Annotated in this window: 15 protein-coding genes and 1 tRNA gene; 8 read left to right on the forward strand and 8 right to left on the reverse strand. The window is 58.9% G+C overall.

The features are described from left to right. Positions 1-93 precede the first annotated feature (93 nt). Positions 94-711 (forward strand): LysE family translocator, encoded by a 618-nt coding sequence (locus PM04_RS11025; RefSeq protein ID WP_038006564.1) that lies wholly within the window; start codon positions 94-96, stop codon positions 709-711. 3 nt (positions 712-714) lie between these two features. On the opposite strand, the gene PM04_RS11030 is transcribed toward PM04_RS11025, so the two are convergent. From PM04_RS11030 to PM04_RS11060, 6 genes are all read right to left on the reverse strand, one after another. Beyond that, positions 715-1,197, reverse strand: coding sequence for a thioesterase family protein (locus PM04_RS11030; protein WP_038006566.1), 483 nt, complete (start codon positions 1,195-1,197; stop codon positions 715-717). Positions 1,198-1,281: 84 nt separating this feature from the next. Then, positions 1,282-1,355 (reverse strand) — tRNA-Gly (locus tag PM04_RS11035). A gap of 128 nt (positions 1,356-1,483) precedes the next feature. After that, the gene (locus tag PM04_RS11040; RefSeq protein WP_038006568.1) at positions 1,484-3,520 is read right to left on the reverse strand and encodes an ASKHA domain-containing protein; all 2,037 of its coding nucleotides are present in this window, start codon (positions 3,518-3,520) and stop codon (positions 1,484-1,486) included. Positions 3,521-3,862: 342 nt separating this feature from the next. After that, positions 3,863-4,942: a methyltetrahydrofolate cobalamin methyltransferase gene (locus PM04_RS11050; protein ID WP_038006570.1), complete on the reverse strand. Its 1,080-nt coding sequence runs from the start codon at positions 4,940-4,942 to the stop codon at positions 3,863-3,865. 3 nt (positions 4,943-4,945) lie between these two features. Continuing rightward, positions 4,946-5,872 (reverse strand): methylenetetrahydrofolate reductase, encoded by a 927-nt coding sequence (locus PM04_RS11055; protein WP_038006573.1) that lies wholly within the window; start codon positions 5,870-5,872, stop codon positions 4,946-4,948. 30 nt (positions 5,873-5,902) lie between these two features. Continuing rightward, positions 5,903-6,199: a virulence factor gene (locus PM04_RS11060; protein ID WP_038006575.1), complete on the reverse strand. Its 297-nt coding sequence runs from the start codon at positions 6,197-6,199 to the stop codon at positions 5,903-5,905. 335 nt (positions 6,200-6,534) lie between these two features. Here PM04_RS11060 and PM04_RS11065 point away from each other — a divergent pair, with 335 nt between their 5' ends. The 7 genes from PM04_RS11065 (at position 6,535) to alaS (ending at position 17,928) form a co-directional block, all read left to right on the forward strand. Beyond that, complete coding sequence (locus tag PM04_RS11065) at positions 6,535-7,689, forward strand: Ppx/GppA phosphatase family protein (protein WP_038006577.1); 1,155 nt, start codon at positions 6,535-6,537, stop codon at positions 7,687-7,689. A gap of 15 nt (positions 7,690-7,704) precedes the next feature. Beyond that, positions 7,705-8,460 carry an RlmE family RNA methyltransferase gene (locus PM04_RS11070; RefSeq protein WP_038006580.1) on the forward strand — a complete coding sequence of 252 codons (756 nt, stop codon included), beginning with the start codon at positions 7,705-7,707 and terminating at the stop codon, positions 8,458-8,460. 197 nt (positions 8,461-8,657) lie between these two features. Beyond that, the gene (guaB, locus tag PM04_RS11075; protein WP_038006582.1) at positions 8,658-10,109 is read left to right on the forward strand and encodes an IMP dehydrogenase; all 1,452 of its coding nucleotides are present in this window, start codon (positions 8,658-8,660) and stop codon (positions 10,107-10,109) included. A gap of 3 nt (positions 10,110-10,112) precedes the next feature. After that, on the forward strand, positions 10,113-11,279 hold the full coding sequence (locus tag PM04_RS11080) for an RsmB/NOP family class I SAM-dependent RNA methyltransferase (protein WP_038006584.1): 1,167 nt from the start codon (positions 10,113-10,115) through the stop codon (positions 11,277-11,279). Positions 11,280-11,378: 99 nt separating this feature from the next. Beyond that, positions 11,379-13,799: an ATP-binding protein gene (locus tag PM04_RS11085; RefSeq protein WP_234702833.1), complete on the forward strand. Its 2,421-nt coding sequence runs from the start codon at positions 11,379-11,381 to the stop codon at positions 13,797-13,799. Positions 13,800-14,067: 268 nt separating this feature from the next. Next, positions 14,068-15,138: a recombinase RecA gene (gene recA, locus PM04_RS11090; protein WP_038006587.1), complete on the forward strand. Its 1,071-nt coding sequence runs from the start codon at positions 14,068-14,070 to the stop codon at positions 15,136-15,138. Between the two features lie 132 nt (positions 15,139-15,270). Beyond that, positions 15,271-17,928: an alanine--tRNA ligase gene (gene alaS / locus PM04_RS11095; protein WP_038006589.1), complete on the forward strand. Its 2,658-nt coding sequence runs from the start codon at positions 15,271-15,273 to the stop codon at positions 17,926-17,928. A gap of 58 nt (positions 17,929-17,986) precedes the next feature. Here alaS and PM04_RS11100 read toward each other — a convergent pair whose 3' ends face one another. Continuing rightward, entirely contained in the window at positions 17,987-19,195 is a 1,209-nt protein-coding gene (locus tag PM04_RS11100) for an NADP-dependent isocitrate dehydrogenase (RefSeq protein WP_038006592.1), read from the reverse strand. Positions 19,196-19,306: 111 nt separating this feature from the next. After that, positions 19,307-19,903 (reverse strand): transglycosylase domain-containing protein, encoded by a 597-nt coding sequence (locus PM04_RS11105; protein WP_052068286.1) that lies wholly within the window; start codon positions 19,901-19,903, stop codon positions 19,307-19,309. Between the last annotated feature and the right edge of the window lie 214 nt (positions 19,904-20,117).

Consider the following 20,117-nt stretch of genomic DNA (forward strand, 5'->3'; position numbering starts at 1 on the left):
CACAGGCCAAAATCAGCGCGAAGAGCGGTTGCATTGGCACTCGCTCTGAGCAAAATATCAGGCCAAGAATGTTAACTTATATGGCTCTGACAGATGATTGATTGGCTGCTCTTCATTCCCGCTTGTTTCGCGCTGAACCTCGCGTTTGGACCGAACAACTTGTTGGCGTTAACCCATGGGGCAAGGCGGGGCGTTGGTTTTGCTGCGCTGGCGTCGCTTGGGCGATTGCTGGCCTTCGCGCCCATGATCGCGCTTAGCGCGCTGGGGTTGGGTGTGATCCTAACGGCGTCATCATTGGTGTTTGGCATCGTTAAGATTATTGGTGCAGCCTATCTGATCTGGCTTGGCATCTCGCTTTTGCGCAGCGCGTCATCCATAGACGCGCGATCCCTGTCCGGTGGCGATATCACCTTGCCGCGCGCTCTTCGGTCCGAGGCTTTGGTCGCCCTAAGCAACCCCAAAGCCATCCTCATCTTTGCCGCCTTTTTCCCGCAGTTCATCAGCCTTGAGGCCTATTGGTCTGGCTATGCGATGTTGGGCGCGGCTTTCTTGGTGTTGGAGGTCATGGCGATCCTCGTCTACGCACTGCTCGGCAAGGTCGCGTCGCGCTTTGCCGCTGGCGGCTTGCCGATTTTTCAGCGCCTATCGGGGGCCATGATGTGTGTGTTTGGGGCTGTTTTGCTGTTTAGCCCGCAGCCAAGCTCGCGCTAGGGGCTAGCCCTCAAACACAGCGCCATCCTTTTCGGTGATCACGTCGATGAACGCCTGAGGCAAGGCCTTGCGGGTGACGGCGTCCTCTTCCATCAGCACGATCACCGCATGCCCCACCGCGCAGACTTGGCCGCGGGCGACAACGGCGTATTGCATCTTCCACGATGTGCGCCTGTAGCTGAGGGACCGGCCGACAACGATGTATTCCTCATCGAGGTGCAGGGGGGCTTTGTATTCCACATCGACGTTGCGCAGAACCAGAACTGGACGCTCGCCCGACGCGACAAAGTTGGCGATCCCGTAGTCGCGCATGTAGGCCACGCGAAAGCTTTCGAACCAGCTGAGATAGACGGCGTTGTTGACGTGGTTGAGCACGTCCAATTCATGAAATCGCACCCGGTCCGCTTGGCCGATGTTGAACACATCCGGCACCCCGCGCGCGCGCAAGGTTGGGATATCAAGCGGGGTCAGTAGGGGCAGGGACATCAGAGAGCTCATCGCTAGAACAGTTGGCGGCCAAACTGCACCATCTGCTGCTGGGGTCAACCAGTTCGCGATGTTTGGAGGGACTGGAGCGGGTAACGAGAATCGAACTCGTAACTTAAGCTTGGGAAGCTCGCGTGATACCTTTTCACCATACCCGCGTCCGTGGGATTACTTAGGCCGGGTCGCGGGGGGATACAAGCGGTGTTGGTACGATTGCGGATCGTTCTTGGTGGAATGTTTCGCATGGCCAGAGCCTCTCGTGGCTCTGGCTATTGGTCTGTTGGCACTAGGCGCGGCGGCGGCGTCGCCCTGAGCTGTTCTTTTCCCCACCCTGCCCAAAATGTGTCGCGGGAAGCGGCGCAATCGCGGCAAGATGCGGAAAGGGGTCCGTGGCGTGCGGGATTGCGTTCGCGTTGACGAAATGCTCTTGGAACTTCGGTTCAATCGCGGTTTCGATCTTTTCGATCCGGCTGACCAGCCCTTCGATGTGGGCGCGGGCGCCTGCGTTGCACAGCGCCATGCGCGCGCCGTGGCCCGCTGCGTTGCCCGCACTGGTGACATTTTCGAGCTGTGCATCGGGGATCATCCCCAAAACCATCGCGTGCTTGGGCGAGATATGCGCCCCAAACGCCCCGGCGAGCGTGACGCGGTCAACCGTGTCGACGCCCAGCTCATCCATCAACAAACGCGCCCCGGCATAGAGCGCAGATTTAGCAAGCTGGATCGCGCGGATATCGCCTTGAGTGACAGTGATGCGGGGACCGCCCGCCTCGGTGCCGTCCCACAGGAGGTATTCATTGGTGCGCCCGGTGGCGACCGCACGCGGCGTGCCGGTTTGCGCCTCTGACCCGATCAGGCCTGACGGATCTAAAAGGCCAGCCATCCGCATTTCAGCGACGGCCTCAATGATGCCCGAGCCGCAAATCCCGGTGATCCCGGTCTCGGCGGTGGCTTCTGCGAATTCGGGCGCATCGGACCAAACGTCGGAGCCGATCACGCGGAAACGTGGTTCTTTGGTGACGGGGTCAATCTCAACCCTCTCAATCGCGCCGGGGGCCGCCCGTTGGCCCGCGCTGATCTGGGCGCCCTCAAATGCGGGGCCTGTTGGGGAGGAGCATGCCAAGACCTTGGAACGATTGCCCAAAAGGATCTCCGCATTGGTGCCCACATCAACGATCAGGACCAAGTCATCCGAGGTTTCGGGAGATTCAGACAAAGCCACCGCAGCGGCGTCCGCACCCACGTGCCCGGCGATACAGGGCAGCAGATAAGTCTGAGCGTTGGGGTTGAGGTTGCTCAGCTCCAGTTCGCGCGCGTGCAGCGAAAGACTGCCCGAAGTCGCTAGCGCAAAGGGAGCTTGGCCCAACTCAACAGGGTCAATCCCCAAGAGAAGGTGGTGCATGACTGGGTTGCACACGAACACGGTTTCAACGACTTGGCGCAGTTCAACATCTGCTTCACGGGCGAGTTCCGCAAAAAGGGTGTTGATGCCTTCGCGCACGGCGCGCGTCATCTCAACATCGCCACCAGGGTTCATCATCGCATAAGATACGCGTGACATGAGGTCTTCGCCAAAGCGAATTTGAGGGTTCATCAAGCCAGATGACGCGAGGACGGATCCATCCGAAAGGTCGCAGAGGTGTGCCGCGATCGTGGTTGAGCCAAGGTCAACAGCAAGACCATAGAGCGGGCCCTCAAAGAAACCCGGCCACACATCAAGGATTTCGGCGCGCCCATGAGGCGGCTGGAACACCGCGAGCGTGACGGTCCATTGCCCCTTGCGCAGAGCGGGTTGAAGCGCGCGCAAAACACCGAGTGACGCAGTAACACCGGTGATGTTCCACTGCGCCTCAAGCGCCTGTCCGACGCGCTCAAGATCTCCGGTCGGTTCATCCATGTCGGGCTGCGCGACCTCGACATAATAGAGGCGTGTTGCCGGGTCCATCGTGATAGGCCGCTGGCTCGCGGATTTGCGGATAACCTGTTTGTGCACTTGGCTTTCTGGCGGGACGTCCACGACTACATCGCCTTGCACTTTGGCCTGACAGCCCAAGCGTCGGCCATCAATCAAGCCACGTTTGTCTTTGTAGCGCTGCTCAACGGCGTTCCAATCAGACAGTGCATCGGACGCCACCGTGACCCCGTGCTTTGGAAAATCTCCCAAACCCGGCTGAACTTGACACTTAGAGCAGATACCACGGCCACCGCAGACGCTATCAAGATCAACGCCAAGCTGCCGTGCAGCCGTCAGGATCGGCGTGCCAACCGCAAAACGGCCGCGTTTGCCAGAAGGGGTGAACACAACAAGGGGGTCTTGAGCCATATGCAATACGGTGTGCCGCGAGAAGACTTTTCAAAAAAGTCTTCGTGGCCGAAAAATCTTTGAAGATTTTTTCGATGTCACACGATGAGGTGGAGGGGGTCGCGTGTGCAGATAATGATGAACTGTCCGCCTGCTTCAATGAGATGGAACCCGCGTCTTCGGACCTCCAGTTCAAAGGTTTTTCGCCCCACTTTTCGCTCTACGTCTGCCACTTTGCGGCGCACAACTCCTCCATTTTGCGCAGATTTTGCCAGAAAAATCTGGTGCATCCACTGGTCATCTTGGGAAGTGAGGGGCAAATCAGGCATAGGCCCAGTTTGCCGCCTCAGGGTTAATAGTCGCTTAAGCGCGGCGGCGACGACCGCCACCGGCCCGGCCCGCACGACCGCCTTGCAGGGCGGCGTCTGGGTCTTTGTTAAAGTTGATCCAAGCCGCACCGGACGGATCCTTGTCGCTTAGGAAGTTAGCAGCGCGAATGGCCTCCATTTCCTTGCCCGCACGAGGTTTGGTTGACCCCATCCCGAACAGCTTTACAAAGGTCTCGTCGTCCATGCCCTCGGGCAGGATAATACCCGCAGCCTCAATCAGAGCCTTGCGTTCGGCGATCTTTTTGGGGCCAACTGGCAAGGCAACAGGGTTCATGATTGCAGAAGTCATGCCCGCCTGCATCGCCATAGGCAGGAATGCGTTGTTGATCCCGTGACGGTTGGGCAAACCAAAGCTGATGTTGGAGGCACCGCAGGTTGTGTTCACGCCAAGCTCGTCGCGCAGACGGCGCACAAGTGTGAAGACTTGCAGGCCAGCCGTGCCCATAGCGCCTACGGGCATCACAAGTGGGTCTACAACGATATCATGTGCGGGGATGCCAAAGTCAGCGGCGCGTTCCACGATTTTCTTCGCCACAGCAAAGCGGACTTCGGGGTCCTCTGAGATGCCGGTGTCGTCGTTCGAAATCGCCACAACTGGCACGTTGTATTTCTTGACCAGCGGTAGGACCAATTCCAGCCGCTCTTCTTCACCGGTAACGGAGTTCAGAAGGGGGCGGCCCTCGGCTGCGGCTAGACCATTTTCCAACGCGCCGGGGACGGAACTGTCGATGCAAAGGGGTACATCCACGACAGCCTGCACGCGCTCAACCAGTTCCTTCATCAATGTTGGTTCGACAAAGTTGTTGTCTGCGTAGCGGGGGTCTTCGGCCATTTTGTTGGAGAAGACCGCGCCGGAGTTCACATCCAGGACGCCCGCGCCCGCGGCGACCTGTGCAATCGCGTCGGCCTCCACGCGGCTGAAATCACCGCGCTCAAGTTCCTCGTTCAGGATTTTGCGGCCCGTCGGGTTGATCCGCTCACCGATCACGCAGAACGGCTCATCAAAGCCCATGACGACTGTTTTTGTTTTTGATTCCAGAACCGTACGGGTCATTGTTTATCCTATGTTTGCAGCTGGAACGCCCGAGGCGCCGCCGTTGTCTTTGGCCCAATTTGCATTTGCCTTGATCCCGCCCAGCGGGAAGAAATGCACGTTGGTAATGTTGAAATCTGGGTTGGCGGCCTTGTGCACAGCCAAATCCGACAGGAACTCTGTAGGCTCGTAGGGCAGCAGCAGTTTCGTGACGTCCATCGCCCGCTTTTGCAGAACCTTGAGCGAGGCGCCGACACCACAGGCGATCGAGAACTTGATCAGTGTTTGCAGCTTTGCAGGACCGGCGACACCGATGTGGATCGGTAGGTCCATGCCCGCGGCTTTGAGGTCATCAGCCCATTTGATCACGGGACCGGCCTCAAAGCAGAACTGTGTTGCAATGGCCATCTCGGCATCGGTGCGTTCGCGGGCGAAATCTGCTTTCCACATGATCGCCTCGTTCACGGCTTTCATGCCGCCATCGGGGTCGATGTCTTTGTTGCCCTCGGGGTGACCCGCAACATGCAACCGCTTGAACCCGGCTTTGTCGAACAGCCCCGTTTCCAGCAATTGCATTGAGCTGTCGAAGTCGCCGTGGGGTGTGGTCACACCACCAGCCAGCAGCAGCGCTTGGTCCACGCCTGCTTCGCCTTGGTAGCGCGCGATCCAATCGGCCAATGTGTCCGCGTCCTTTATGATGCGGGCGGGAAAGTGCGGCATCACCGGATAGCCAGCCTCGGCCAGGCGGCGCGCGGTGGCGACCATGTCATCAATCGGCGTGCCTTCGATGTGGGCGATGTACACGCGGGTGCCTTTGGGCAGCAGTGCGGTGAAATCCTCAATCTTTTCGGCGGTGCGTGGCATCACCTCGATGGAGTAATCCGCCAAGATAGCCTCAAGGTCGGCGCCTTGAGTTGCATCAGACTTGCGTTTGAAATTCAGCAGGGCCATCAGGCTCTCCCTCCAGGTCATTGCCGGCGCTCAGGCGCGGCCATCATTGGCGATCAGCGTTTTGATACGCTCTTGATCATACTCGGCGTCCAACCGTGCGGCCTCTTGGGTCGCGATATCGGCGGGGTCGCCCTCGACGGGGTAGGGCGCAGCTTTGCGCCATTCGGCCAAGTAGTCATCTGTCTCGGCGGCGCCTGATTTCATCGCCGCCCGGTCAATCGCTTGCTCGAACCGTTCGGGCAGTTGCGCTTTTGCGCCCCGACGGCCTTTGCCCACAATCACCTGTGCGGGGATATCGCGCCAAAATACTACTGTTACGTCTGGCATGGATGAATCCTCCCTTGCCCCCTGATAGGGCCTTGCGCACCGCGCGCTGTGCTTGATTTCGACACGTCCTGTCGCACCTGCGACAACAATGCGTCGCAGGTTGGTTTTAAGCGTTTTTTATACGCGGCGCGAGGGGCGGGCGCTCTCGTAATTCTCATCATGTTCATGAGCCGCTGTGGATAGGGGCGCAAACATTAACGGATGCTTAAGCGGGCAGGGAGTATGCTGAGGGCAATCCGTGCAATGATCCAAGGCGATACAACCTAGACGTATACCTTGTGCGCGCCTGCTCGCGGGCGTAAGTATTGGGTAACCAGTTATGAAAGGCGCGTTTCATGTCGCCGAAACACCCCCGGCCGGGCGCGGGGCACTTGAACCCCGGTGCGCAGGCCCCAAAGGGCCCTCGCAGGCGGCCCGCAGCCGTCCCGCGCAAAGATAAACCCGATCCCGCGGATCTGTATGCCGCGCTGGATCTTGGCACCAACTCGTGCCGGATGCTCGTGGCGCAGCCCAAGGGCAATCAATTGCATGTCGTTGATAGCTTTTCCAAATCGGTTCAACTGGGCAATGGTCTCGAAAGCTCGGGTCGACTGAGCCGCGCGTCCATGGCGCGCACGGTTGGCGCGCTTAAGATTTGCAAACGAAAGCTGCAAAAGCATGACGTGCGCCAAATGCGTCTTGTTGCGACCGAGGCCTGTCGCCGCGCGACCAATGCGGCCGACTTTATCAATGTGGTTGAGCGGGAAACCGGCCTACGGCTTGAGATCATCAAGCCAGAGGAAGAGGCGCGGCTTGCCGTTGTCTCCTGTGCGCCGCTGGTTTCGACCAAGACGGAGCAGCTTTTGGTCGTGGACATCGGCGGCGGCTCGACCGAACTGGTCTGGATTGACCTAAGCGGTGTGCCCCGGATTGAACGCCCCCGGGCGATTATGCGGCTGCACGCGGGGTTCTTGCCGGCCAACGACTTGTTCCCTGCGGCCAAAGTGGTGGATTGGATTTCGATCCCTTTGGGGGTCGCGACGCTCAAGGACCAATTCAACGATGTCAGCGACGATGCCGCGCGCTTTGCTTTGATGTCGTGGTTCTTTGAGGAAAAGCTGGCCGAGTTTTCACCCTATGAGGATGCCGCCGATCAGGCCCGTGAGGGGTTTCAGATTATCGGCACCTCCGGGACGGTCACAACTGTGGCGGCGACACACCTTGGGCTGAAACGTTACGACCGGAACAAAGTTGATGGGTTGCGTATGACCTCGGATCAAATAGATCGGGTCATTCAGGAATACTTGGCGATGGGCCCCACGGGGCGGCGGAATGATCCGCGCATCGGGCGGGATCGGCAGGCGCTGATCATGTCGGGGGCCGCGATCTTGCAAGCGCTCTTGCGGGCATGGCCCACAGATCGGCTTAGCGTGGCGGACCGTGGTCTGCGCGAGGGGCTTCTATATGCACAAATGTCGGCAGACGGCGTTTTGGAGGACGGCCCTTTTTAGGGGCTGCACGGAATTATGGTAAAAAAGACAAGCGGTGCTGGCGGCAGCGGTAGCGGCAGTGGAAAAAACAACAGTGGGCGCGGGCAACGTGATCTGCGCGTGCGGGTCAAGACGGCGCGGGGGCGCAAGCTGTCCTCAACGCTTTGGCTCGAGCGGCAGTTGAACGACCCTTACGTCCAACGCGCCAAGGCCGAAGGGTACCGGGGGCGCGCGGCGTTCAAGATATCCGAGATTGATGATAAATTCCGCTTTCTCGTGCCGGGTGCGCGGGTGGTGGACCTTGGCTGCGCGCCGGGGGGCTGGTGTCAGATCGCGGCGCGGCGTGTGAATGCCCTGGGCGAGAAGCAAGGCAAAAAGGTGGGCTCCATTCTGGGCGTGGACCTGCAAGAGGTTGAGCCGATTGCCGGGTGTGAGCTGCACGTCCTCGACTTCCTTGAGGATGACGCCGACCAAAAGGTCAAAAATTGGCTGGGTGGGCAGGCCGATGTGGTGATGTCTGACATGGCGGCCTCTGCGTCGGGTCACAAGCAAACCGATCACATTCGCATCATGGCGCTGTGTGAAGCGGCGGCCTATTTCGCATTTGATGTGCTATCGCCGGGCGGCACCTTTGTGGCCAAGGTGCTTGCAGGTGGGGCGGAGGCTGACTTGCAAAAGGTGCTCAAGCAAAACTTCACCAAGGTGCAGCACTTCAAACCCGGCGCAAGCCGCGCGGACAGCTCTGAGAAGTTTGTCGTGGCGACTGGTTTCCGCGGGCTTGAAGTCGAGTGAGCAAATCTTAACGCCGCGCGCCAAGTCTTAACGCAGGTAGGGGCATGGTCCCTGCCTGTGCGGTGCCGTCGCCTTTATGTCCCAAAGGTCGCATCGATGCGGAATAGGGGCGCAAACACCGCAGATTGTGCCTTTCCCTTCTCGGTCTTCCGTGAAATAGGGAGATGCCAACCGATGGTCCTTCCTAGGAGACTGGAATGAAGATTCGTGAGGCTCTCACCTTTGATGATGTACTGCTCGTTCCAGGCGCGTCTAGCGTCCTGCCGAGCACCGCTGACACGCGCACGCGGGTTACGCAATCCATTAGCCTGAACATCCCGCTGCTCAGCTCCGCGATGGACACAGTGACCGAAGGGCGCATGGCGATTGCGATGGCTCAATCGGGCGGTATGGGCGTTGTGCACCGTAATTTTGACGTCGATGGTCAGGCCCGCGAAGTCCGCCGGGTAAAGCGCTTTGTCTCCGGGATCGTCTATAAGCCACACACGCTGACCCCCAACCAAACGCTTGCGGACGCTAAGGCGCTGCAAGAACGCTACCGCGTCACCGGCTTTCCGGTGGTGGGCGAGGGTGGTCAGCTTTTGGGCATCGTGACGAACCGCGATATGCGCTTTGCCCATGATGATGCGACGCCCGTGTCCGCGATGATGACCTCGGATGATCTGGCCGTTCTGCGTGAGCCGGTTGATCTCAGCGAGGCGCGCTCGTTGATGCATGCGCGTCGGTTGGAAAAGCTGCTGATCGTGAACGAAGCGGGTCACCTGACGGGGCTTCTGACGATTAAGGATATTGAACAAGCGGTTCTCAACCCCGATGCCTGCAAAGACGATCTGGGTCGTCTGCGGGTTGCTGCTGCTACGACTGTAGGGGACGCGGGATTTGAGCGCTCCGAGGCGTTGATCGACGCTGGATGTGACCTGATTGTGGTTGATACAGCCCACGGCCACTCCGAAGGGGTGGGCATTGCTGTCAATCGTATCAAGAAGTTATCGAGCAAAGTTCAAGTTGTTGCCGGCAATGTCGCCACCGCCGAGGCGACGCGCGCGCTGATCGGTGCGGGCGCGGACGCGATCAAGGTCGGTATCGGCCCGGGCTCTATTTGCACAACTCGGATTGTGGCGGGTGTTGGCGTGCCTCAGCTGACTGCCATCATGGATTGTGCGGCGGCCGCCGGCGACACACCCGTTATTGCGGACGGCGGGATTAAATTCTCGGGCGATTTTGCTAAAGCCATCGCGGCAGGTGCGTCCTGTGCCATGGTCGGCTCGATGATTGCGGGCACCGACGAAAGCCCCGGTGAAGTCATTTTGTACCAAGGTCGTAGCTTCAAATCCTACCGCGGCATGGGTTCGCTTGGTGCGATGGCGCGCGGCTCTGCGGATCGGTATTTCCAAAAGGATGCCGCCAGCGACAAACTGGTCCCCGAAGGCATTGAGGGCCAAGTCCCTTACAAAGGTTCTGCGGGCGCAGTGGTGCACCAATTGGTGGGCGGTTTGCGCGCGGCGATGGGCTATACCGGCTGCGCGACGGTCGATGAAATGCGCGAAAACTGCGAGTTTGTGCGGATTACCGGCTCGGGCCTCAAGGAAAGCCATGTTCATGATGTCCAAATCACGCGTGAATCGCCCAACTATCGCAGTGGCGGGTAATCGATGATCCCTGCCGCGCGCTACGGGGCCGCGATTGAAATCCTCGACGCCATCAACACGGGCACCCCGGCGGAGCAGCAGCTGACGCGCTGGGCGCGGGGTGCGCGGTATGCGGGGTCCAAGGACCGTGCGGCTGTGCGTGATATCGTGTTTGATGTGCTGCGCAGGCGGGCGTCGAGCGCGTTTTTGGGCGGTGGTGACACGGGCCGCGCATTGGTGCTGGGCCTGTTGCGTGGGCAGGGTGCGGATCTAGATGCGGTTTTCACCGGACAGGGCCACGCGCCCAGCCCGTTGGACCCGTCTGAGCATGTCTCATCCGCTTTGGCGGACGCTCCGCGCGACGTGCAACAGGATCTGCCCGAGTGGGTTTTGAACGCGTTGGATGCCGATCACGGGGATGATGCCATCGGCATCGCTCAGGCCCTGCGGGACCGCGCCCCGGTCGGGCTGCGCGCCAACCTGCGCCACGGGACCCGAGAAGATTTGACCACAACGCTCAAGGTGCTCGGGCACAATGCGATCCCGCACGATGCCGCCCCCGGTGCACTGGTTTTGCCGAGTGGGACCAGAGGGTTGCACCTAACCGAAGCCTACCTGTCTGGCCTGTTTGAGCTGCAAGACCCCGGGTCCCAAGGGCTTGTCGCGCGGTGCCCTGCCCAGCCAAACACGCGGATCTTGGACTATTGTGCAGGCGGTGGGGGCAAGGCGCTTGCGCTGGCGGATGCCTATGATCTGGACATCACCGCACATGACGCTGATCCCAAACGCATGAAGGACCTGCCCGAGCGCGCGCGCCGTGCGGGTGTCTCGGTCCAAATCGCAGAGCAGGTGCCATCCGATGCCCAGTTTGACGGGATCATTTGCGATGTGCCCTGTAGCGGGTCGGGCGCGTGGCGGCGCGCGCCAGAGGCGCGTTGGCGGTCCACACCCGAGCAGGTGCAATCGCTCTGTGCGACGCAGGCTCAAATCGTGGATGACTGCGTGCCGATGCTCGCCCCCGGCGGATGGTTGGCCTATATGACCTGCTCGCTTTTTGCGGCCGAAAACGCGGATCAAGCGGCTGCAATCTTGGCTCGCCACCCCCATCTGCACACCGAAGCGACGTGGTCCACGACGCCCTTGAACGGCACGGATGGCTTTTATCTCCACGTGTTTCGCGCAGCATCCTGAAAATTGTGATATAAAGTGAAGTGGACGTGTCACGCCTTAAGGGGCCGTTAACCATTTCGATGGCCTAATGTGGCGTGCGAACTTGATTTGGAGAAACGCGTGAGCGTTGGTTTTGACAGCACGGCACGCAGGCAAGCGTTGGACCGTGTTAATAATTACATCTGGGTGCTGGGCTTGGCTGCGTTGGGCGCACTTGCACTGGCGTTTTGGGCGTCTTCTGCGTTGGAGCAGACGGCGCTTTTGGCGGTGGCGTCTGCACTTGGGCTTCAGATCGTTTTGGTGCGTGGCATGGTTATGGTGCGCAACGTGGCTGCCCGCCGCGACATGCGCGCCGTCATGCGGTTTCTTGAACATGACGTTGCACCCAGTTTTTTAACCAACGCGCAGGGCGAAATTCTGTTTCAAAACAAGGCCTCTATTGATCGGTTCGGCGGATGTCGTGGCAAGACGGTTAACCGGTCTGTGGCATCGCTGTTCGCGAACCCCGATGCGGTGGTTTTGCGCCTGCGATCTGTCGCGGCAGAGGCGGGGGCCGCGCGCGAAGATATCGTGACGTGGCGCGGTCACATTCGCCTAACGGTGCAGCACGTGCAGCCCGGATTTTTGTGGCGGCTAGAAGACATCGCGGAGCGGCCAGATCGCGCGGGTGATGGCATCGCGATCCCGATGATGACGGTCAGTCGATCCGGCGCGATTTTGCACATGAATGAACCGCTTCGCCTTGCGCTGGGGCGCCGGGTGAAACGCCTACAGGATATTTTTGAGGAACTGCCTCTGCGCGATGGATTTGTGCACAATTTGGTTCTGGACGGCAAAACCTTGCCGATGCGGGTGTTCCAGACAGAGGGCAATGTCGGTCGGTCCGAGGTGTATTTGTTCCCCTCAGAGGCCCCGAGTACGGATGATGTTGTAGGCTTTCTGCCGGTGTTGGATGATCTGCCGGTGCCGTTGCTGCACCTTAATCCTGATGGCTCGATTATTGGTGCGAACCGTTTGGCGCATAACCTGTTGCCACAACTATCCGAGGGCACCGCGACGGTGCAATCATTGGTCGAAGGGCTTGGTCGCTCTGTGGGGGAATGGATTGGCGACGCCGCGCGTGGGCGGGGGCTGAGCCGATCAGAGGTTGTGCGGGTGGCCCGGTCCGTGCCGGAGCGGTTCTTGCAGATCGCGCTTGGCCGGGTTCAGATTGATGGGCACGCGTCATTGGTCGCGGTGTTAACAGACGCGACTGAGCTGAAAACGCTTGAGGCGCAGTTCGTTCAAAGCCAAAAAATGCAAGCGATTGGGCAGCTTGCGGGCGGCGTGGCGCATGACTTTAACAATCTGCTTACCGCGATTTCGGGGCATTGTGATCTGCTGCTATTACACCACGATAAAGGTGATGGTGACTACGCGGATCTGGTCCAAATTAGCCAAAACGCCAACCGCGCCGCCGCGTTGGTTGGTCAGCTTTTGGCATTTTCGCGCAAACAAACCCTCCAGCTCGAACGCCTCGATCTGCGCGATACACTCGGCGATCTGACCCATCTCTTGAACCGTCTCGTGGGGGAGCGTGTGCAGCTGACGCTGTCTCATGACCCCGGATTGATCCCTGTGCGCGCGGATCGACGGCAGATGGAACAAGTCATGATGAACCTCGTCGTGAACGCCCGCGATGCGATGGTCGATGGCGGTGAAATCCGGATCGAGACGCGCTGCGAATACCTCGAAGACGACTTGTCCCGTGATCGGGTCACCGTGCCGGGCGGCCAATACGTCGTGGTGAGCGTGTCGGACGTGGGCAAGGGCATTCCAAAGGACCAATTGAACCGCATTTTTGAGCCGTTCTTTACGACAAAGCGCACCGGTGAAGGGACGGGGCTTGGTCTATCGATGGTCTATGGGATCGTTAAACAGACGGGTGGATTTATCTTTGCCGACAGCGTCGTGGGTGAGGGGGCGACTTTTTCACTGTATTTCCCCGCAGATGACGGAGACGACGAGCTTGATGAGGCATCGGTCACAGCGCTCCCGCCACGGCCGTCAAATGCGTCGCAGGTGCCCGCCGATCCTCGAATGCTTATCCCGCTTTCGGCTAAGTCGGCGGAAGGGGATGCTCAGGACGTGCATGCGCCGATGAAGGCGGAAAACCCCACAAGCGCCCCTCGTCATAAAGAACAAGTCGTGTTGTTGGTTGAGGATGAGGCGCCTGTTCGTGCCTTTGCATCGCGCGCGTTGCGCCTGCGCGGCTATACCGTCCTAGAAGCCGCCAGCGCGGAGGACGCGCTCGAACAGCTCTCGGACAAGGAATTGAACGTCGATTTGTTCGTCACGGATGTGATGATGCCGGGAATGGATGGCCCCTCGTGGGTTAAGCTTGCGCTCAAGGACCGGCCAGCGGTTAAGACCGTCTTTGTGTCGGGCTATGCGCAGGAAACGTTCGATGATGATCGCGCGGGCGTTCCAAATTCGGTCTTTTTGCCTAAGCCGTTCTCTCTCGCGGAGTTGACGCAAACGGTTCAAAAGCAACTGCACTGAGGCGGTGGCGGGAGTGTCCCCAAGAGAACTGACCTTGAAAGCGGCCAGCCAGTGGATGATTTAACATTCCTTAACAGTAACTTGGCTGCACTTGGGATATATTTCAACAATCCGCATGCGCAGTAACTATTCATTAACTGTGCATACGCAAAAATGAATAATACAGATTTATCTTGAATTGTTCTTGTTTTGATCTCATTAATTGAACAATACCAGAACAAATGCTTCATTGCTGGCCGCATGGGGCTATGGAATAAGGGGCTAACTCATGGCAACAGGCAACCTTCTCGACATGGCAGATAAACGTTCAGGCGATAAACAAAAGGCGCTCGACAGCGCATTGGCTCAGATTGAGCGGCAATTCGGCAAGGGCTCTATTATGAAGCTCGGGGCTGAGGGCGCCATCCAAGAGATTGAAGCGACATCAACGGGGTCTCTGGGCCTTGATATTGCGCTTGGCATTGGCGGTATCCCCAAGGGTCGGATTGTTGAGATTTACGGTCCAGAAAGCTCGGGTAAAACGACGCTCACGCTGCATTGCATCGCGGAAGAGCAGAAAAAGGGCGGCGTTTGCGCTTTTGTCGACGCGGAACACGCGCTTGATCCGCAGTATGCGAAGCGTCTTGGCGTGGATCTGGATGAGCTGCTAATTTCCCAGCCTGATACCGGTGAACAGGCTCTCGAAATCGTTGATACGTTAGTGCGTTCCGGCGCGGTCAGCATGGTTGTTGTCGATTCGGTTGCGGCTTTGACGCCCAAATCGGAGCTCGAAGGCGACATGGGCGACAGCTCGGTCGGCGTGCACGCCCGCCTGATGAGCCAAGCTATGCGCAAGCTGACCGGTTCCATTAACCGTTCCGGCTGTACCGTTATTTTCATTAACCAAATTCGGATGAAAATCGGCGTAATGTTTGGCTCGCCCGAAACCACGACGGGTGGTAACGCGCTCAAGTTCTACTCTTCGGTTCGGCTTGATATTCGTCGCATCGGCGCTCTCAAGGATCGTGACGAAATCGTGGGCAACGCGACCCGTGTGAAAGTCGTCAAAAACAAAGTTGCGCCGCCCTTCAAACAGGTGGAATTCGACATCATGTACGGTGAAGGCATCTCCAAAATGGGTGAGCTGCTTGACCTGGGTGTCAAGGCAGGCGTGGTCGACAAGTCCGGTGCGTGGTTCAGCTACGGTGATGAGCGGATCGGCCAAGGTCGCGAAAACGCCAAGAATTTCCTCAAGGAAAACAGCCATATCTCGATGGATATCGAGGATAAAATCCGCGCTGCCCACGGGCTGGATTTTCAGATGGATGATAAAGACAAGGATGAGATCCTCGACGAGTGATCTGACCCAGTGATTAACAGTGTTAAGGGCGCCGCAGGGCGCCCTTTTTCGTGGCCCTACGCCTTCGCCTTATGGACAGCCCCGCGCCGCGCAGCTACATCTGCGTGACGCTAGACACCCGTAGGATCCACCATGGCCAGCCTGAACGATATTCGCTCCACTTTTCTTAACTATTTCGAAAGAAATGGGCACCAAGTGGTGGACAGCTCCCCCCTTGTGCCGCGCAATGACCCGACCCTTATGTTTACCAATTCGGGCATGGTGCAGTTCAAAAACGTGTTCACTGGGTTGGAGCATCGCGATTACAAACGCGCCACGACCTCGCAAAAATGCGTGCGCGCCGGGGGCAAGCACAACGACCTCGACAACGTAGGCTACACCGCCCGCCACCACACGTTTTTCGAGATGCTGGGCAACTTTAGCTTTGGGGATTACTTCAAAGAGGACGCCATCCGTTTTGCGTGGGAACTGATCACCAAAGACTTCGGGATCGACAAGAACCGTCTTTATACGACTGTTTACCACACCGACGATGAAGCCTTTGAGATCTGGAAAAAAGTCGGTGTCCCCGAAGAGCGGATCATTCGGATCGCGACGTCTGATAACTTTTGGCAGATGGGGCCCACCGGTCCCTGCGGCCCCTGCACCGAGATTTTCTACGACCACGGTGAGCATATTTGGGGCGGTCCTCCCGGCTCTGCGGACGAAGATGGCGACCGTTTCATCGAGATTTGGAACATCGTTTTCATGCAAAACGAGCAGTTTGCTGACGGCTCCATGACGCCACTGGAAATGCAATCAATCGATACTGGCATGGGGCTGGAACGGATTGGCGCGCTGCTGCAGGGCAAGCACGACAACTACGAAACCGACCTGATGCGAGACCTGATTGAGGCCTCGGCAAACGCCACGAGCGTGGACCCCGATGGGCCGAAAAACGTGCACCACCGGGTGATCGCGGATCACTTGCGCTCGACCTCATTCCTGATTGCCGACGGCGTGATGCCCTCGAATGAAGGTCGCGGGTACGTACTGCGCCGGATCATGCGCCGCGCGATGCGTCATGCCCACCTTTTGGGTGCGCAGGATCCGCTGATGCACCGTTTGGTCCCCGCTTTGGTGCGCCAGATGGGGCAGGCGTTCCCCGAGTTGGTGCAGGCCCAGTCGATGATTTCCGAGACTTTGTTGCTTGAAGAAGAACGCTTCCGCACCACACTTGATCGCGGTCTAAAGCTGTTGGACGAAGAGCTGGCGGGGCTTGGCGCGGATGACGCGCTGCCCGGCGCCTCGGCGTTCAAACTGTACGACACCTACGGCTTCCCGCTAGATCTGACCCAAGACGCTCTGCGCGAAAAGGGCCGCTCGGTCGACACCGAAGGGTTCGATGCCGCGATGGAGGCCCAGAAGGCCAAGGCCCGCGCGGCGTGGTCCGGTACTGGCGAAACAGCCGATGCCGCCGTTTGGTTTGAGATTGCGGACACCCATGGCGCGACTGAATTCCTCGGCTACGATACGGAAAAAGCCGAAGGTCAGCTGCTCAGCATCGTTAAGGATGGTGCAGAAATCGCAAACGCGACGGCGGGCGATAGCGTGGCGTTCGTCCTGAACCAGACCCCGTTCTACGCCGAAAGCGGCGGGCAGGTGGGGGATACGGGTACCCTCAAAACCGACACGGGCGTTGCGCGGATCACCGACACGCGCAAAGCGCACGGTGTGTTCATGCACATCGCAGAGGTCACTGAGGGCACGATTTCCACCAGCCAAGCGGCTGAGTTGGAAGTGGATCATTCGCGCCGGACCGCGATCCGCGCCAACCACTCGGCCACGCACCTTTTGCATGAGGCGTTGCGCGAAGCCTTGGGTGATCACGTCGCACAGCGTGGCTCGCTCAACGCTGAGGATCGTCTGCGGTTCGACTTTAGCCATGGCAAGGCCCTGACCCCAGAACAGCTTAAGACAGTTGAGCAAGAGGTTAACGCCTATATCCGCCAGAACACCGCCGTTGAGACACGCGTGATGGCGCCGGATGATGCACGTGCGCTTGGGGCGCAGGCGCTTTTTGGTGAGAAATACGGTGACGAAGTGCGTGTGGTGTCGATGGGCACACAGGCGGGTTCGGGCAAGGGGACGTCAGGTGCGACCTACTCGCTGGAACTTTGCGGCGGGACCCATGTGCGCCAAACCGGTGACATCGGGTTGTTCGTCACGCTGGGCGATAGCGCCTCTAGCGCGGGCGTACGCCGGATCGAAGCTCTGACAGGGGCCGCCGCTTTCGAATACCTTGTGGCGCAGGATCAGCGCTTGGCCGACGCCGCGTTGGTTATGAAAGCGCCCGCCGCCGAAGTGCCAGAGCGTGTTAAGGCCCTGATGGAGGAACGTAAGGCGCTGCAAAACGAAGTGGCGACCTTGCGCCGTGAGTTGGCGATGTCTGGTGGTGCTGGCGCACCCAAGGCCGAGGCGCGGGAGGTCGCGGGCATGCCCTTTATGGCACAGGTCCTGTCCGGCGTGTCGGGCAAAGATTTGCCAAGCCTTGTCGATGGTTACAAAGAACAGCTTGGCTCCGGTGTGGTCCTGTTGATCGCGGATGCGGATGGCAAAGCCGCCGTTGCCGCCGGTGTTACCAAGGACCTCACGGCGAATGTATCGGCCGTTGACCTGGTCCGCGCCGCGGTTGCGGAATTGGGTGGAAAGGGCGGCGGTGGTCGCCCGGACATGGCCCAAGGCGGCGGCAAGGATGCCGCAAACGCCGAGGCCGCAATCAAGGCCGCCGAAGCGGTTTTGGGCAGCTAACACTCCAATCAAAAAAAGCGCCCCGTCCGGATCAGACGGGGCGCTTTTATTTCATCTCTCAAAGGGCGGCTTGCAGGTTTTCGTCGATCTTTTCGAGAAACCCCATCGTCGTGAGCCACCCCTGATCCGGCCCCACCAACAGCGCCAGATCCTTGGTCATGAAGCCGCTTTCGACCGTATCGACAATCACCTTTTCAAGTGTTTCGGCAAAGCGCATCAGCTCTGCGTTGTCGTCCAGCTTGGCGCGGTGCTTTAGGCCCCCAGTCCATGCGTAGATCGATGCGATGGAGTTGGTTGACGTCTGCTCACCGGCTTGGTGCTGGCGGTAGTGGCGGGTGACGGTGCCGTGTGCGGCCTCGGCCTCTACGATCGCGCCATCGGGGGTCATGAGTTGCGATGCCATCATTCCGAGGCTGCCGAAACCCTGCGCCACGGTGTCGGATTGCACGTCGCCATCGTAGTTCTTGGTGGCCCATACAAACCCGCCGTTCCATTTCATCGCGCAGGCAACCATGTCGTCGATCAGGCGGTGTTCATACCAGATGCCGGCGGCTTTGAATTGGTCCGCGAATTCGGCATCGAAGACCTCCTGAAATAACTCCAGAAACCGCCCATCGTATTGTTTTAGAATGGTGTTTTTCGTGGAGAGATACACGGGCCACCCGATGTTGAGCCCGTAGTTGAACGAGGCGCGTGCAAAATCACGGATGCTGTCGTCAAGGTTGTACATCCCCATGAACACCCCGGCGGAGGGGGCGTTAAACACCTCGCGCTCATCCACTGTGCCGTCTTCGCCCACGAATTTCATCGTTAGTTTACCCGGTCCGGGGAACTTCATATCCGTGGCTTTGTACTGGTCGCCAAAGGCGTGACGGCCGATCACGATCGGTTTGGTCCAGCCGGGCACAAGCCGCGGCACATTGCGGCAAATGATCGGTTGGCGGAACACGACGCCGCCCAGAATGTTGCGGATCGTCCCATTGGGTGATCGCCACATCTGCTTGAGCCCAAATTCCTCCACACGCGCTTCGTCCGGTGTGATGGTCGCACATTTGACGGCGACCCCAACTTCCTTGGTCTTTTCAGCGGCGTCGATGGTGATTTGGTCGTTAGTTGCGTCGCGGCTCTCGATCCCAAGATCGTAGTACAGCAGATCAATATCGAGATAGGGCAGGATCAGTTTGGTCTTGATAAAATCCCACATGATGCGGGTCATCTCATCGCCGTCCATCTCAACGATGGGGTTGTCTACCTTGATTTTGGTCATGCAATGCGCCTTTGGGTTATGCGCACACATGCTTGTGCGCATCAGAACGAGTGATGCGCGTATCTGTATGTATACGACGGTATACAGTCAAGTGTTTTGGGAAACGCGGTGTCAGTCCCGCAAAACACCCAAATAGGCAACGCGGGATGGGGTTGGGGCAGCGGTTGGAGAAATCGCGCGACCACCGCCCATTGCTGCCACAAGACTGCGGAATTCGTCATCCGTCAGTTCGGCAGGGGACCGATCAAACGCCAGTTCAGAGGCTTTGAAGAACCCGACAATCCACGTCCCGTCAGGCGCGTGACCCATATCAACACGATCGAGAAATAGCGCCAGTTGCGCTGTTTTTGGTAGGCGCTCATCTAGGGCGAGGGTGTAGGTCAGGCGGCTGACTTTCCCAACGCCGGGCACCATGCTGGCAATTGCGACAGGGCGGGCGAGGGTTTGTGTCACGGTGCCATCTGTCGCTGGGCCCCGCGTTTTGAGGTCGACACCGTTATGGCGAAAGAAATTGGGGTCTTGGGTCGCAAGCACCTGTTCCACCCGGCCGGGGCCCAGATCATGCGCGCCGCGGCCCTGAGCGATCAAGGAAGCGGCCTCAACAATGAGGTCAGGTGCATCTGTGCGGGCCTGATGCCAGCCGGTATAGGCTTTCGCCACAACCAAAATCGCCAACACACTCAGACAGCCGGTAAACCAACGTCCCATGTACAACTCCTCCTATGCGGTGCCAATTTCGGCTCTCACACTGTATGCGGTAGTATACGGGTCTTGGTTAAAAATCAAGAAAAGGATGCGACAATCTGCCGTGCGCATATTTTTTATTAACAACAAACATGGCGCGACACGCCATGTTTTCAAATGTTTGCGCTAAAGGGAGGGGCTAACTGCCCGCCACCCCGCCGCTATTCTGCGGCGGGGT

It is taken from the genome of Thalassobacter sp. 16PALIMAR09 (genome assembly GCF_000765485.1).
Taxonomy (GTDB): Bacteria; Pseudomonadota; Alphaproteobacteria; order Rhodobacterales; family Rhodobacteraceae; genus Thalassobacter; species Thalassobacter stenotrophicus.

Bases quoted from the DNA above. Each gene is read 5' to 3' on its own strand.
- PM04_RS11025 (WP_038006564.1), top strand. From the start codon at position 94: ATGATTGATTGGCTGCTCTTCATTCCCGCTTGTTTCGCGCTGAACCTC.
- PM04_RS11030 (WP_038006566.1), bottom strand. From the start codon at position 1,197: ATGTCCCTGCCCCTACTGACCCCGCTTGATATCCCAACCTTGCGCGCG.
- PM04_RS11040 (WP_038006568.1), bottom strand. From the start codon at position 3,520: ATGGCTCAAGACCCCCTTGTTGTGTTCACCCCTTCTGGCAAACGCGGC.
- PM04_RS11050 (WP_038006570.1), bottom strand. From the start codon at position 4,942: ATGACCCGTACGGTTCTGGAATCAAAAACAAAAACAGTCGTCATGGGC.
- PM04_RS11055 (WP_038006573.1), bottom strand. From the start codon at position 5,872: ATGGCCCTGCTGAATTTCAAACGCAAGTCTGATGCAACTCAAGGCGCC.
- PM04_RS11060 (WP_038006575.1), bottom strand. From the start codon at position 6,199: ATGCCAGACGTAACAGTAGTATTTTGGCGCGATATCCCCGCACAGGTG.
- PM04_RS11065 (WP_038006577.1), top strand. From the start codon at position 6,535: ATGTCGCCGAAACACCCCCGGCCGGGCGCGGGGCACTTGAACCCCGGT.
- PM04_RS11070 (WP_038006580.1), top strand. From the start codon at position 7,705: ATGGTAAAAAAGACAAGCGGTGCTGGCGGCAGCGGTAGCGGCAGTGGA.
- guaB (WP_038006582.1), top strand. From the start codon at position 8,658: ATGAAGATTCGTGAGGCTCTCACCTTTGATGATGTACTGCTCGTTCCA.
- PM04_RS11080 (WP_038006584.1), top strand. From the start codon at position 10,113: ATGATCCCTGCCGCGCGCTACGGGGCCGCGATTGAAATCCTCGACGCC.
- recA (WP_038006587.1), top strand. From the start codon at position 14,068: ATGGCAACAGGCAACCTTCTCGACATGGCAGATAAACGTTCAGGCGAT.
- alaS (WP_038006589.1), top strand. From the start codon at position 15,271: ATGGCCAGCCTGAACGATATTCGCTCCACTTTTCTTAACTATTTCGAA.
- PM04_RS11100 (WP_038006592.1), bottom strand. From the start codon at position 19,195: ATGACCAAAATCAAGGTAGACAACCCCATCGTTGAGATGGACGGCGAT.
- PM04_RS11105 (WP_052068286.1), bottom strand. From the start codon at position 19,903: ATGGGACGTTGGTTTACCGGCTGTCTGAGTGTGTTGGCGATTTTGGTT.